Origin of the sequence: Streptosporangium sp. NBC_01469 (genome assembly GCF_036227305.1) — a bacterium.
Classification (GTDB): Bacteria; Actinomycetota; Actinomycetes; order Streptosporangiales; family Streptosporangiaceae; genus Streptosporangium.
In genome coordinates, this window is the sequence record NZ_CP109465.1 from 4,486,859 (window position 1) to 4,500,908 (window position 14,050).

At 72.0% G+C, this 14,050-nt stretch carries 11 protein-coding genes; 10 read left to right on the forward strand and 1 reads right to left on the reverse strand.

Features of this window, described 5'->3' with window-relative positions:
* Positions 1–7: 7 nt before the first annotated feature.
* The 10 genes from OG587_RS20015 to OG587_RS20060 all read left to right on the forward strand — a co-directional run bounded on the left by OG587_RS20015 (position 8) and on the right by OG587_RS20060 (position 13,299).
* Positions 8–2,065 carry a hydantoinase/oxoprolinase family protein gene (locus OG587_RS20015; protein ID WP_329092468.1) on the forward strand — a complete coding sequence of 686 codons (2,058 nt, stop codon included), beginning with the start codon at positions 8–10 and terminating at the stop codon, positions 2,063–2,065.
* Complete coding sequence (locus tag OG587_RS20020) at positions 2,062–3,891, forward strand: hydantoinase B/oxoprolinase family protein (protein WP_329092471.1); 1,830 nt, start codon at positions 2,062–2,064, stop codon at positions 3,889–3,891. The genes OG587_RS20015 and OG587_RS20020 overlap by 4 nt, the downstream gene beginning before the upstream one ends.
* Positions 3,884–5,797, forward strand: a complete 1,914-nt coding sequence (locus OG587_RS20025) for a hydantoinase B/oxoprolinase family protein (protein WP_329092473.1) — start codon at positions 3,884–3,886, stop codon at positions 5,795–5,797. The genes OG587_RS20020 and OG587_RS20025 overlap by 8 nt, the downstream gene beginning before the upstream one ends.
* A complete protein-coding gene (locus tag OG587_RS20030) occupies positions 5,794–7,080 on the forward strand; it encodes an amidohydrolase family protein (RefSeq protein ID WP_329092474.1) in 1,287 nt (428 codons plus the stop codon). Before OG587_RS20025 ends, OG587_RS20030 begins: the two co-directional genes overlap by 4 nt.
* Positions 7,081–7,151: 71 nt before the next feature.
* On the forward strand, positions 7,152–7,610 hold the full coding sequence (locus OG587_RS20035) for a DUF4440 domain-containing protein (protein WP_329092476.1): 459 nt from the start codon (positions 7,152–7,154) through the stop codon (positions 7,608–7,610).
* Complete coding sequence (locus tag OG587_RS20040) at positions 7,607–8,596, forward strand: zinc-binding dehydrogenase (RefSeq protein ID WP_329092478.1); 990 nt, start codon at positions 7,607–7,609, stop codon at positions 8,594–8,596. Before OG587_RS20035 ends, OG587_RS20040 begins: the two co-directional genes overlap by 4 nt.
* A 20-nt stretch (positions 8,597–8,616) precedes the next feature.
* On the forward strand, positions 8,617–8,964 hold the full coding sequence (locus OG587_RS20045) for a TIGR04076 family protein (RefSeq protein ID WP_329092480.1): 348 nt from the start codon (positions 8,617–8,619) through the stop codon (positions 8,962–8,964).
* A gap of 217 nt (positions 8,965–9,181) precedes the next feature.
* Entirely contained in the window at positions 9,182–10,210 is a 1,029-nt protein-coding gene (locus OG587_RS20050) for an LLM class flavin-dependent oxidoreductase (RefSeq protein WP_329092482.1), read from the forward strand.
* A gap of 513 nt (positions 10,211–10,723) precedes the next feature.
* Complete coding sequence (gene kynU / locus OG587_RS20055; protein WP_329092484.1) at positions 10,724–11,968, forward strand: kynureninase; 1,245 nt, start codon at positions 10,724–10,726, stop codon at positions 11,966–11,968.
* Positions 11,965–13,299 carry an FAD-dependent oxidoreductase gene (locus OG587_RS20060; RefSeq protein ID WP_329092486.1) on the forward strand — a complete coding sequence of 445 codons (1,335 nt, stop codon included), beginning with the start codon at positions 11,965–11,967 and terminating at the stop codon, positions 13,297–13,299. The genes kynU and OG587_RS20060 overlap by 4 nt, the downstream gene beginning before the upstream one ends.
* Positions 13,300–13,327: 28 nt before the next feature.
* Here OG587_RS20060 and OG587_RS20065 read toward each other — a convergent pair whose 3' ends face one another.
* Positions 13,328–13,957 carry a helix-turn-helix domain-containing protein gene (locus OG587_RS20065; RefSeq protein ID WP_329092487.1) on the reverse strand — a complete coding sequence of 210 codons (630 nt, stop codon included), beginning with the start codon at positions 13,955–13,957 and terminating at the stop codon, positions 13,328–13,330.
* Positions 13,958–14,050 lie beyond the last annotated feature (93 nt).

A 14,050-nucleotide genomic window follows, 5' to 3' on the forward strand; every position in this document is an offset into this window, starting at 1 on the left:
ACCCGCAATGCCCGACCCCAAGCACATCCGGCTGGCCGTCGACATCGGCGGCACCTTCGTCGACGCGATGGAGCTGGACACGCGTACCCACGAGGTGCGTTTCAGGAAGGCCTCGACCACCCCGGCCCGCCCCTGGGAGGGCGTGCTCGACGCGGTCACCGCGCTCGGCACCGACCTGTCGGAGGTGGAGCTGTTCATCCACGGCACCACCCTCGGCCTCAACGCAGTCCTGGAGCGGCGCGGCGAGCCCACCGGGATCATTACCAACGACGGCTTCCGCGACATCTTCCTGATCGGCAGGGGCAACGTGCCCGCCGACCGCATGTACGACTTCCAGTACGAGCGGCCCCAGAGCCTCGTACTGCGACGCCACACCGCCGGGGTGCGGGGGCGGCTCGACCACCGGGGCCGGGTGGTCGAGGAGCTCGACGCCGCCGGGGTCAGGGAGGCCGCCCGCGTCCTCGTCGAGGAGCAGAGCGTGGTGTCGATCGCCGTCTGCTTCCTGCACTCCTTCCTCGACCCCTCCCACGAGCGGGAGGCCGCCCGGATCATCCGCGAGGCGTACCCGGAGGTGACGGTCTCGGTCTCCACCGACATCGTCAGGGAGTACCGCGAGTACGAGCGGACCAGCACGACCGTCCTCGACGCCTACATCCGGCCGATCTTCGAGAGGTACGTGGACCGGCTGGAGCGCGGCCTGGCCGAACGCGGGTTCGGCGGGCGATTCCTGATCATGCGGTCCGGCGGCGGTTCCATGACGTCGGCCGTGGCCAAGACCTCCCCGACGCACACCGTGCTGTCGGGCCCGGCGGGCGGCATCGTGGGCGCGGCGCACATCGCCGCCGCCCTCGGTCGCCGGGACCTTCTGACCTTCGACATCGGCGGTACCTCGCTGGACGCGTGCGTGATCGAGCACGGGTCCCCGGTGGCCGCCTACGAGGCGCAGCTGGAGCACTTCCCGCTGCTGATCCCCACCTACGACATCCGCACGATCGGCGCCGGAGGGGGCTCGATCGCGTGGTTGGAGCGGGGATTGCTGAAGGTGGGGCCGCAGAGTGCGGGTGCCGACCCCGGCCCGGTGTGTTACGGCCGGGGCGGCACCCGTCCCACCGTCACGGACGCGGCGGTCGTCCTCGGCTACGTGGACCCGGACCGTTTCCTGTCCGGGACCATGGAGCTGCGGGCCGACGCCGCCCGCGCGGCGCTCGACGAGCAGGTGGCCGGGCCCCTCGGGCTCAGCCCGGAGGCCGCGGCGGCGGGCGTCTTCGACGTGCTGCTGGCCAGGACCGTCGGCGCGGTCCGGCAGATCACCGTCGAGCGGGGACACGACCCCCGCGGGTTCTCGCTGCTCGCGTTCGGCGGGGCCGGGCCGCTGCTCGCCCCGCTGCTCGCGGCGGAGATGGGCATCGGCGAGGTCATCGTGCCGTTCGCGCCGTCGGGCTTCTCCGCCTGGGGCATGCTCAGCGCCGACATCGTCGACGACTTCTCCCGCACGGTGATGGCCACCCTGGACGACGCCGACCTCGACGGGCTGGAGACGGTGTTCAAGGGCGTCGAGGCCGAGGCGGTCGCCTCCCTGGAGGCGCAGCGGGTCCCGGCCGGGCGCATGGTCCTTGAGCGCCAGTTCGAGCTGCGCTACCTGGGACAGGAGCACTCGCTCATCGTCACCGCGGGCCGCGACCTCGACCGCGACGCGATCAGGCGGGCGTTCGAGGAGACCCACGCGGCGCGGTACGGGCACGCCATGGACAACCGGGTGCAGATCCTCAACCTGCGGGTGCGCGGCGTCGGCCGTACCGACAGGCCCGAGCTGACGGTGCGCCCGCCGGGTGACGGCGACGCGGGCCGGGCGCTGCTCGCCCGCAGGGACGCCTACGACTTCGGCACCCGCGCCACGGCGTCGTTCGCCGTCTACGACCGCGCGCTGCTGGAGCCCGGCGACGCGTTCGACGGGCCCGCCCTGGTCGACGAGGGCACCTCGACCACCGTGGTCCCCTCGGGACAGCGGGTCGAGGTCGAGGAGCACGGCTACCTGCTGGTACGGCTTGCGGAGGCGGCGTCATGACGGAGCGGCTGGACGACGGGCGACGGGACGACGGGCGGCCGGATGGTGGGCGCTCGGACGGCACGCGGTCGGATGACACGCGGCCGGACGGGGCGCGCTCGGACAGAGGACGCTCGGACGGGACCCGGCCGGACGGGGCGCGCTCGGACGGGGAGCGCTCGGACGGTGCTCGGCTGGACGGCGCGACCGTCGAGGTGGTGCGCAGCTACCTGCTCGCGGCGGCGGAGGAGATGCGGGCCACGCTGATCCGCACGTCGTTCAACCCGGTCATCTACGAGGTCCACGACTTCGGCATGTCGATGTACGACGCGGACCTGCGGCTGATCGCCGAGGCGACCGGGCTCACCTTCTTCCTCGGTGCCAACGACTTCTCACTCCGTAAGGGTGTGGAGTATGTGGGGCGGGAGAATCTGTGTCCGGGTGATGTGGTGTTGTTGAATTATCCGTATTGGAACGCGGCGCATTCTTATGATGCGACGTTGTTCTGTCCGGTGTTCGTGGGTGTGGATCTGGTGGGTTTTTTGTGTGTGCGGGCTCACTGGATGGATCTGGGGGCGAAGGATCCGGGGTATGTGTTGGATTCTACGGATATGCATCAGGAGGGGATTGTCTTTCCGGGGACGAAGGTGTTCTCGGGGGGTGTGCCGAATCGGGAGATCATTGAGTTGATCCGGTTCAATTCGCGGATGCCGGATCTGGTGATCGGTGATCTGAACGCGCAGGTCGCCGCGCTGCGCACCGGCGAGCGCCGGTTCCTGGAGATCCTGGAGAAGTTCGGCCGCCCGACCGTGGACGCCGCGGTCCGGCGAATGGTCGAGGACGGGGAGGCGCGCACCCGTGCCGCCCTCGCCGAGCTGCCGCAGGGCTCGTGGACGGCGGTCGACTGGCTGGACGACGACGGCGTCACCGAGGACCCGGTCCGCATGCAGGTCACCGTCACCGTCGCCGACGGCACCTTCACCGTCGACTTCGCCGGTTCCGCGCCCGCCACGCCCGGTCCCGTCAACATGCCGTTCGGCGCGACCATCGCGATCTGCAAGGTCGTCCTCAAGGCGCTCACCTCGCCCGATGAGCCGTCCAACTTCGGCACGACCGTTCCCCTGGAGGTGCGGGCCGAGCCGGGCACGCTCTTCCACGCCGTCTACCCGCAGCCGACGTTCACCCTCTGGACCGGCATCGTCGCGGTCGAGCTCATCCTGAAGGCGCTGGCGCAGGGCATGCCGGACCGGTTGCCCGCCTCCTCGGGGGGTGACGTTCCGGGGTTCATGATGGTCGGGATCCATCCGGAGACCGGGCAGATGTTCGCGGTCAGCAACAACGATCCGGTCGGCTGGGGTGCCACCCCCTCCCACGACGGCATGAACGCCGCCACCCACGTCTCGGGCAGTACGGGGCGCATCACCCCGATCGAGGTCCTGGAGGCGAGGACGGGGATGTTCTTCGAGCGGATGGAGATGCGGGAGGACTCCGCGGGGGCGGGGCGGTTCCGGGGTGGGGTGGGTCTGCGAAGGGACATCCGTTTCGTCACGGAGGGGGAGTTCCTGTCGGTGATCAAGAAGACGCGGTCGCGTCCGTGGGCGCTGGAGGGCGGGCTGGAGCCGGAGCCCAACCAGGTGGTGGTTTTTCCCGGCACCGAGCGCGAGCACCGGGTCAGTACCAAGCGGACCAGGGTGGAGGTCGGGGATCGGGTCATGTTGCTGACGGCCGGGGGCGGCGGGCATGGCGATCCGCGCGAGCGTGACCCGGAGCTCGTCCGCCGCGACGTCGCCGAGGGCTACGTCTCCCCGGACGCCGCCCGCGACACCTACGGGATCGACGATGTCTGAGCCCTCCGCCCCCGGCCCCGCCGCCCAGGCGTCCGCCGTTTCCGGATCGTCGGGCCTGGCGGTCTCAGGAGGCACTGTCTCCGGACCATTCGGCTTGGCTTTCCCCGGAAGCACCGTTTCCGGACCGTCGGGCCTGGCCGCCTCCGGAAGCACCGTTTCCGGACCGTCCGGCCTGGCCGTCTCCGGCGCCACCCTGCCCGCCGCCGTCCGGGGAAGGAACTCCGGCCCGGCGGGCGAGGGCCGCGGCCCGGTGGACGGCGCGACGGTCGAGGTGGTGCGCAGCCATCTCACCTCGGCCGCCGAGGAGATGCGGGCCACGCTCGTCCGTACCGCCTTCAACCCGGTCATCTACGAGGTCTTCGACTTCGGCATCTCCGTCTATGACGCGGACCTGCGCCTGGTCGCCGAGTCGACCGGGCTGAGCCGTTTCCTCGGTGCCAACGACTATTCCATCCGTAAGGGTGTGGAGTATGTGGGGCGGGAGAATCTGTGTCCGGGTGATGTGGTGTTGTTGAATTATCCGTATTGGAACGCGGCGCATTCTTATGATGCGACGTTGTTCTGTCCGGTGTTCGTGGGTGTGGATCTGGTGGGTTTTTTGTGTGTGCGGGCTCACTGGATGGATCTGGGGGCGAAGGATCCGGGGTATGTGTTGGATTCTACGGATATGCATCAGGAGGGGATTGTCTTTCCGGGGACGAAGGTGTTCTCGGGGGGTGTGCCGAATCGGGAGATCATTGAGTTGATCCGGTTCAATTCGCGGATGCCGGATCTGGTGATCGGTGATCTGAACGCGCAGGTCGCCGCGCTGCGCACCGGCGAGCGCCGCGTCCGCGAGCTCTACGTTCGTTACGGCGGGGACGTCGTCGGGTCCGTCGTCGAGACCGTGATCGCCGCCGCCGCCGAGTCCGCCGCCGAGGCCGTCGCCCGCCTCCCGCAGGGCTCGTGGACGGCGGTCGACTGGCTGGACGACGACGGCGTCACCGGCGACCCGGTCCGCATGCAGGTCACCGTCACCGTCGCCGACGGAACTTTCACCGTCGACTTCGCCGGGTCGTCCGGCGCGACCGCGGGACCGGTCAACCTCCCGTTCGGCGCGACCATCGCGACCTGCCGGGTCGCGTTCAAGGCGATCACCACCCCGGGGGAGCGGACCAACGCCGGGCACTTCGCCCCGCTGGAGGTGCGGGCCGAGCCGGGCACGCTCTTCCACGCCGTCTACCCGGCGGCGACCTTCACCCAGTGGACGGGGACGGTCGCCCTGGAGCTGATCTACAAGGCGCTGGCGCAGGGCATGCCGGACCGGCTTCCGGCCTCCTCCGGGGGCGACGTTCCGGGGTTCATGATGGTCGGGATCCATCCGGAGACCGGGCAGATGTTCGCGGTCAGCAACAACGACCCGGTCGGCTGGGGTGCCACCCCCTCCCACGACGGCATGAACGCCGCCAACCACCTGTGCCAGACCCAGGCCCGCAACACCCCCGTCGAGGTCCTGGAGGCGAGAACCGGGATGTTCTTCGAACGCGTCGAGATGCGGGAGGACTCCGGGGGTGCGGGGCGGTTCCGGGGTGGGGTGGGTTTGCGGCGTGACATTCGTTTCGTCGTGCCGGGTGAGTTCCTGTCGGTGATCAAGAAGACGCGGTCGCGTCCGTGGGCGCTGGAGGGCGGGCTGGAGCCCGAGCCCAACCAGGTGGTGGTCTTTCCCGGCACCGAGCGCGAGCACCGGGTCAGCACCAAGCGGACCAGGGTGGAGGTCGGGGATCGGGTCACGTTGCTGACGGCCGGGGGCGGCGGGCACGGCGATCCGCGCGAGCGTGACCCGGAGCTCGTCCGCCGCGACGTCGCCGAGGGCTACGTCTCCCCGGACGCTGCCCGCGACACCTACGGAGCCGGGGACGCCCGATGAACGACGTGGTCCTCGTCAACTGCACCGTCACCGACGCCCGTGCCACCGGTGTTCCCGGTACGGCCTCGGGAAGCCGTACGACGGAAGCCGGGGCGGCGGGCGGCAAGGGGCGGATCGCCGACGCCGCGGTGTGGGTCCGGGACGACCGGATCGCGGCCGTGGGCCCCCGCGAGCGGATCCTGGAGCGGACGGGCGACGCCCGCCCGCTCGACCTCGACGGCGCGTACGTCACCCCCGGCCTGGTCAACATGCACACCCACCTGTCCCTGTCGCTCCCGGGCGAGGGAGGCGACAGCGTCAAGAACATGACGGCGCACGAGCTCGCCCTCTACATGGCCGACGGCGCCCGGCGCACCCTGCGCTGCGGGGTCACCACGGTGCGGTGCGTGGCCGAGAAGGACCACGCCGACTTCGCGCTGCGCCGGGCGATCGAGTCCGGCCGGGCGATCGGCCCGCGCATCTTCACCGCCGGTCGGGCTCTGGTCTGCACCGGCGGCCACGGGCACGAGGGGAGCGACACCCTGGAGTGCGACGGCGCCGACGGGTTCCGGCGCGGGGTGCGCAGCCAGGTCAAGGCGGGCGCCGACCTCATCAAGATCATGATTTCGGGCGGGATCGCCGGGAAACACGAGAAGATCGACACCCCGCAGCTGTTCTCCGACGAGATGGCGGCGGCGATGCAGACCGCGCACGCCTGGGGCCGCAAGGTCACCGCGCACGCGGGCCCGGCGGCGGTGATCGCCGAGGCCGTCGAGCTGGGCCTCGACTGCGTGGAGCACGGCTACCAGCTCACCCCCGAGGTCGCGAAGAGGATGGCCGAACGCGGCACGTCCCTGGTGCCGACGCTGCTCGTCACCCGCTGCAAGGAGTTCTTCGACGAGCTCGGGGTGCCGGAGTGGATGCAGTGCCGCTCGCTCGGCGCCGGACCCCGGCACCTGGAGAGCTACGCCATGGCCCTCGACGCGGGGGTGGACGTCCTGCTGGGCAGCGACATGCCGCCGTTCTGGGACTTCGAGGGGACCAACGCCTCGGTGCGCGAGCTGGAGTGCATGTCCGAGGGCGGCCTCGGCCCGGCAGGGGCGCTGTACGCGGGCACGCTCGGCCCGGTGCGCTGGCTCGGCGCCGACGCCGACCTCGGCACCGTCGAGGTCGGCAAGTACGCGGACCTCATCGCGATGGACGCGGACCCGCTCGCGGGCACCTCGGCCTTCCGGGGGGTCCGCTGGGTGATGAAGGGCGGCCGGGTCGTCCGCGACGACCGGTCGGGATGGGAGAAGCCTTGAACACCGTTTTCCCGGGATCCGGAGACCGGGGACATCCCGGTGGGCCTCCGGCGATCGACGGACCGGATGAGGTGCCGGGTGACGTTCCGGGTGACGTTCCGGGTGACTCCGCCGTCGACTCCGGGGGCGGTTCCGCCCCCGCTTCCGGCGCGGATGCCGATCTGATCGCCGCGGGCATCGACGACATGTACGACGCGTTCCTCGCGGCGGACCGCCGGCGGTTCGACGGGCACCTGCACGACGAGGTGACCACCTGGGAGACGCACCTGCCGGGACCGCTGCGGACCCGGTCGGAACTCGACGCCTACCGCGACGACAGGGACGGCTCGGGTGCCCGTCCCCACCTCGACAGGCTGGCGGCCGAGGACAAGCGGATCGACGTGTGGGACGACACCGGCGTCGCCCGTTACGTGCTGGTCGCCGAACCGCCCGGCGGGCCCGCGCGGCACAGCCGGGTGACCGACGTGCTGCGCCGCGTCGACGGCGACTGGCTCATCGTGCACCACCACTCCGAACTGCTCGCGCCTTGAACCGGCGGCTGGTCGCCTACGCGCACGGCGAGCCGGAGGAGGTCCTCTCCCTGGCGGAGGTGCCCGAGGACCGCGCCCCCGGCGACGGGGAGGTCAGGATCGCGGTACGGGCCGTCGGGCTGAACTACCTCGACGTCATGCTGTGCAGGGGCACCTACCCGGTACGCCCCGACCCGCCGATGACGCCCGGCGTCGAGGCCGCGGGGACGGTGGTCGCCGCCGGGGCGGGTGCCGGGCACCTGGAGGGCAGGGCGGTCCTCGCCTGTCCCACCCTGCCGCGCGGCGCCCTCGGCGACGTCGTCACCGTCGACGCCGCCCTCGTCGTGCCGTACCCGGCCGGGCTCGATCCCGTCACGGTCGCGGCCCTGCCCGTCACGTACCAGACCGCGTGGTTCGCGCTGCGCCGGGCCGGGCTGGCGGCGGGGGAGACGGTGCTCGTGCACGCGGGCGCGGGAGGCGTCGGCATCGCCGCCACCCAGCTCGTGCTGGCCCTCGGGGCGCGCGTGATCTGTACGGCGGGCGGCCCGGCCAAGACCGCGCTGTGCCGGGAGAACGGGGCGGGCGAGGCGATCGACTACCTGGACGCCGACTTCGCCGCCTCGGTCATGGACCTGACGGACGGCCGCGGCGCCGACGTCGTGGTCGATCCCGTCGGCGGCGACGTCCTCGCGCGCTCGCTGGACTGCCTGGCCTTCGAGGGGCGCCTGGTGGCCGTCGGGACGGCCGGAGGGTCCCCGCCGCCGGTCGACCCGATGGCGCTCGTCGCAGCCAACGCCTCCCTGGTCGGGGTGTCGTGGGGGTCGGTGTACCCGTGGCGGCGGCCCGGCGCGGTGCGGGACGCCTACGAGGAGTTGTTCGCCCTGCTCGCCTCGGGCGCCGTCCGGCCGCTCGTGTCGCGCGTGGTGGACCTGGCGGGGACCCCCGCCGCCCTCGCCGACCTGGCCGCACGCCGTACGACAGGAAAGATCATGGTCCGGACGGACTGAGGACTGAGGGAGGAAGCGGCATGGACGACATCGGCGGGCACGACGACGGCGACGAGGGGGACATGGAGCTGTACGACCTGCGGGTGGTGGTCGACCGCATCGAGGGCAGGTCCGTCTGCGGGATGGAGGTGGGCGACTGCTTCACGCTGGAGAACAGCGCCCACCTGCGGCTCCCCGACGGCGAGCACTTCTGCGTCTACGCGCTCGCCTCGGTCCTGCCGTTCCTCGCCGCGAAGCAGCGCGACCTCGCCGAGGGCGACTGGCTGGCGCGGGACACCCTGTTCTCCTGCCCCGACCCGGAGGAGCGGCTGGTGATGCGGGTCGAACGGACCCGGCGCCGCCGGATGAACTCCGCCGACCTGACCTGAGGGATCCACGATGACTGTCGCGATGACCGCCGCTCTGAGGGATCCACGATGACTGCCGCTCTGAGGGGACCTGTGGCGACCGTCGCCGACCCGAGGGGACTTGCGACGATCGCCGATCTGAGAGAACCCGAGATGACCGACGCCGATCTGAGAGATTCACGATGACCGCCGACTCGCAGGAAACCGCGATGACCGCCGTCGATCCGGGAAGTCCGCGATGACCGCCGTCGAGATCGGCCTCGGACTGCAGAGCGACAAGCGGGCCGGTGACTACGCGCGGCTCGCGCGCCGCGCCGAGGAGCACGGCTTCGACGTGCTGAGTGTGTTCGGCGACCTGATGTACCAGCCGCCGATCTTTCCCCTGCTGGAGATGGCCGCCGCCACCGAGCGGGTGCGGCTCGGCGCGGCCTGCCTCAACCCGTACTCGGCGGCGCCGTACGAGATCGCCGGGCAGCTCGCCGCCCTCGACCTGGCCTCGCACGGCCGCGCCTACCTGGGCCTGGCACGCGGCACCTGGCTCGGCGCGGTGGGCATCGCCCAGCCCAGGCCGCTGACCGCGCTGGCGGAGGCCGCCGAGGTGGTCTACCGGCTGCTGGCCGGTGACACCGCAGGGTACGAGGGGGAGATGTTCCGTCTCGCGCCCGGAACCCGGCTGCGCTATCCCGTGTACCGGCCCCGGCCGCCGCTGCTGCTCGGCGCGTGGGGACCGCGAGGGGCGGCGCTGGCCGGGCGGGTCGCCGACGAGATCAAGGTGGGCGGCAGCGCGAACCCGGCGATGGTCGGGGTGATCCGTGAGCGGGTCGCGGCCGGGGCGGCGGCGGCCGGGCGCGACCCTCGCGAGATCGGCGTCGTCCTGGGCGCGGTGACCGTGGTGGACGCCGACGGTGGCGCGGCCCGCGCCAGGGCGCGCGGCGAGGTCGCCATGTACCTCGCGGTGGTCGCCGATCTCGATCCGACCGTGGAGGTCCCCGCCGACCTGCTGGGCAGGGTCAAGGAGCTGGTCGGCGAGGGAAGGGACGCGGACGCCGGGCGGCTGATCCCCGACGACCTGCTCGAGCTGTTCGCCTTCTCCGGCACCCCGGAGCAGGTCGCCGCGCAGGCCCAGGCCCTGATCGACGCGGGCGCGCACCGGGTGGAGTTCGGTACGCCGCACGGTCTCACCGACGACCGCGGCGTGGAACTGCTGGGCGCCGAGGTGCTGCCGCTGCTGGACCGCTCCCCGAGAGGGGTGGTGACGGCGGGGTAACCCGGTGTGAGGCGCGACACTCCCGGGTGACGCTCCGTCATCTCGAAGCCGGATGCCCTGAGAACCTTCCGTCCGGAAAGCGCGCGGCCCGAATCCTCTCGCGCTCCTAATTTCACCTGAGTTCAGTATGGGTGAACATAAGGGGGGAGAAGGAGGCGACGTGACGAGTGAGCGCGCCGGGGGCCCGGCAACGAAGGCGTCGGCGTGACGGCCGCGAGGACCGGGGGTCTCGGCGACCTCCGTGACCCGGGCCGTGATCCGAGCCGTGGCCTGGACCATGACACGGGCGGTGACACGGGCCGTGGTACAGGCGGTGACACGGGAGGTGACACGCGCCGTGACCTGGATCGTGGCGCGGGAGGTGACCTGGATCGTGGCACGGGAGGTGACCCGGGCGGAGATGACGGATCCGGTGGTCGCGGTGGTCCCGGAGACCCCGGCGCGCCCGGTGAGCGGGAGGCGCTGGCCGCCGACGCCGAGTGCGCCGGGCGGGCAGGGGACGCGGGGAGGCCGGTGTGCCGCCGGGCGGAGTTCCTCGTCCCGCCCGCTCCCGCCGCCTCCCGCTATCCCGAGGTCGCCTACTTCGCCGGCAACTCGCTCGGACTCCAGCCCCGCGCCGCCCGCGCCGCGATCTCCGCCGAGCTGGACGACTGGGCCCTGCACGCGGTCGAGGGGCACCACCGGGCGGCGCACCCCTGGCTGCCCTACCACGCGGAGCTGCGCGAGGACGCGGCCGCCCTCGTGGGCGCGTTCCCCGACGAGACCGTGGTGATGAACTCCCTCACGGTCAACCTGCACCTGATGATGGCGACCTTCTACCGCCCGGCGGGCGAGCGCACCCGCATCCTCATCGAGGACAACGCCTTCTCCTCCGACAGCTACGCGGTGCGCAGCCAGGCCGTGCACCACGGCCTCGACCCCGACGAGACGGTGGTCCGCCTGCGCCCCCGCGAGGGCGAGGGCTGCCTGCGCACCGAGGACATCGTGGACCACCTGGCCCGCGAGGGGCACCGGGTGGCGCTCGTGCTCCTCGGCGGGGTCAACTACCTGACCGGCGAGTTCCTCGACATCCCCGCCGTCACCGCCGCCGGGCACGCGGCCGGGTGCCTCGTCGGCTGGGACCTCGCGCACGCCGCCGGGAACGTGCCGCTCGCGCTGCACGACTGGGACGTGGACTTCGCGGCCTGGTGCTCGTACAAGTACCTCAACGCCGGTCCCGGCGCCGTCGCCGGATGCTTCGTGCACCGGCGCCACGTGACCGACCCGGAGCTGCCCCGGCTGGCCGGGTGGTGGAGCACCGAGCAGGCGACCCGCTTCGAGATGCGGCCCGAACTCGTCCCCGTCCCCACCGCCGACGCCTGGCAGATCTCCAACCCGCCGATCCTGGCCATGGCCCCGGTCCGGGTCTCGCTGCGGATGTTCGCCGAGACCGGGATGGCGGCACTGAGGGAGCGGAGCCTGGCGCTCACCGGCTACCTGGAACGGCTGCTCGCCGAGGTGGCCCGCGACCGCCCGCTGGAGATCGTCACGCCCGCCGACCCGGCCAGGCGCGGAGCCCAGCTCTCCCTGCGGGTGACCGGGGGCGGCGTCATCGTCGACGCCGCCGACCTGGCCGCCCGGCTGCACGAGGTCCACGGCGTCCTCGCCGACGTGCGGCGCCCGGACGTCATCCGGTTCGCCCCCGTGCCCATGTACTCCACGTTCCACGACTGCTGGCGGGCGGCCGACGCGCTCGCCAGGGAGGTGAGTCCGGTATGAGGTCCCCTGGCGAGGTCGCCGTGGTCGGCGCCGGGCTGGTCGGCTGCCTGATGGCCTGCTACCTGGCCCGCCGAAGGTACGAGGTCACCCTGTACGAGCGCAGGCCCGACCCGCGCGAGGCCGCCCCCGAGCGCGGGCGCTCGATCAACCTGGCGATCTCCGAGCGGGGGATCGACGCGCTGCGCGGGATCGGGCTGGACGAGACCGTGCTGAAGGCCGCGCTGCCGATGCCCGGCCGGATGATGCACGCCCCCGACGGCACGCTCAGCTTCCAGCCGTACAGCGCCGGAGGGCGGCGGGCGATCAACTCCATCAGCCGCTCCGAGCTCAACCGCACCCTGCTGGACGCGGCCCTCGGCATGCCCGGGGTCCGTGCCCTCTTCGAGCACCGGCTGACCGGGCTCGACGTCGACTCGGGCCGGATGGACTTCGACACGCCCGGCGGTCCCGTCACCCGCGCCGCCCCGGCCGTGCTCGCCGCCGACGGCGCCTACAGCGCGGTACGGGGACGGCTGCAGTTCCTTCCCGGCTTCGACTTCAGCCAGGAGTATCTCGACTACGGCTACAAGGAGCTGACGATCCCGGCGCGCGACGGCGGGTTCGCCCTCGACCCGGGCGCGCTGCACATCTGGCCGCGCGGCAAGGCCATGATGGTCGCCCTGCCCAACCCGGACAGGTCCTTCACATGCACGCTGTTCTGGCCCAAGTCGGGGCCGGGCAGTTTCGCGGAGCTGGACACCGTGGAGCGGTTCGAGGAGTTCTTCGCCGCCAACTACGCCGACGCCCGCGCCCTCATGCCCGACCTCGCCGGAGACTACGCCCACAACCCGATCGGGCACCTGGTCACCATGCGGGCCCGCCCCTGGCACGTACGCGGCACCGCCGGAGCGGTGGTCGGCCTGCTCGGCGACGCGGCCCACGCCATCGTCCCCTTCTACGGCCAGGGCGCCAACTGCGGCTTCGAGGACTGCGTGGAGCTCGACCGCTGCCTGGAGGAGACCGGCGACGACTTCCCCCGGGCCCTCGCCATGTACGGGGCCCGCCGCAAGGAGCACGCCGACACCATCGCCGAACTCGCGCTGGAGAACTTCGTCGAGATGCGCGACAAGGTCGCCTCCCCGTCGTTCCTGCTGCGCAAGCGCGTCGAGCACGACCTGGAACGGCTGCTGCCCGGCCTCTACGTCTCCCGCTACGAGCTCGTGTCGTTCAGCACGGTGCCGTACGCCGAGATCCAGCGGCGCATCTCCCGCCAGCGCGGGGCGGTCGCCGCCGGGGCGCTCGGCGCGCTGGCCGCGGTCGCGCTGGCCGTCCGCGCCCTGCGCCGCCGCTGACCGCCCTCGCGGCCCGCGCGGGGAGGGGTCAGAACAGCCGGGGGGTCACCACGGACACGACCGTGGTGACCCGGTCGGTGTCGTTGAACATGCTGTGCGGGACGGTCGACCTCAGGTGGACGCTGTCGCCCGGGTGCAACCGGTGCTCGACGCCGTCGACCTCGTACAGGAGCTCGCCCTCCAGCACGAAGGCGAACTCCTCCCCGGCGTGACCGTAGGAGTTCTCGCGCCTGCCGCCGGGCGCGATGTGCACCAGCAGCGGTTCGAGCACCAGGTTCGGGCCCCTGGCCGAGAGCATGCGGTAGGTCTGCTGGCCCGAGATGTACTCGGTGGCGGCCGTCGCCGAGCGGGTGAGCGTGAAGTGGCTCGGCAGGTGGGAGACCGTGGCGTGCTCCTCCTCCGTCTCCTCCTCGGGCGGCACGTCGTTGAAGAACTCCGCCACGCTGCGGTCGAGCGCGGTGGCCACACTGTTGAGCGCGGTCAGGCCGATGGAGGAGATCCCCCTCTCGACCTGCGAGAGAAACCCGATCGAGAGCCCGGAGTGAGTGGCGAGACCGCGTAGTGTCAGACCGCGCTCCTTGCGGAACTGCCGCATCCGGGCTCCGACGGCGTCGTGGCGGTCCAGCTCCTCACCGCTGCGACGCTCCGATGTGCCCACCTACGGCTCCCTCCGTCAAGCGGCGTGGCCGCCTGTTCGCTCTAGCTAAACACATTTCATAACAAGAGTCGTCCTGCGTCAAAAAGGAGTCGG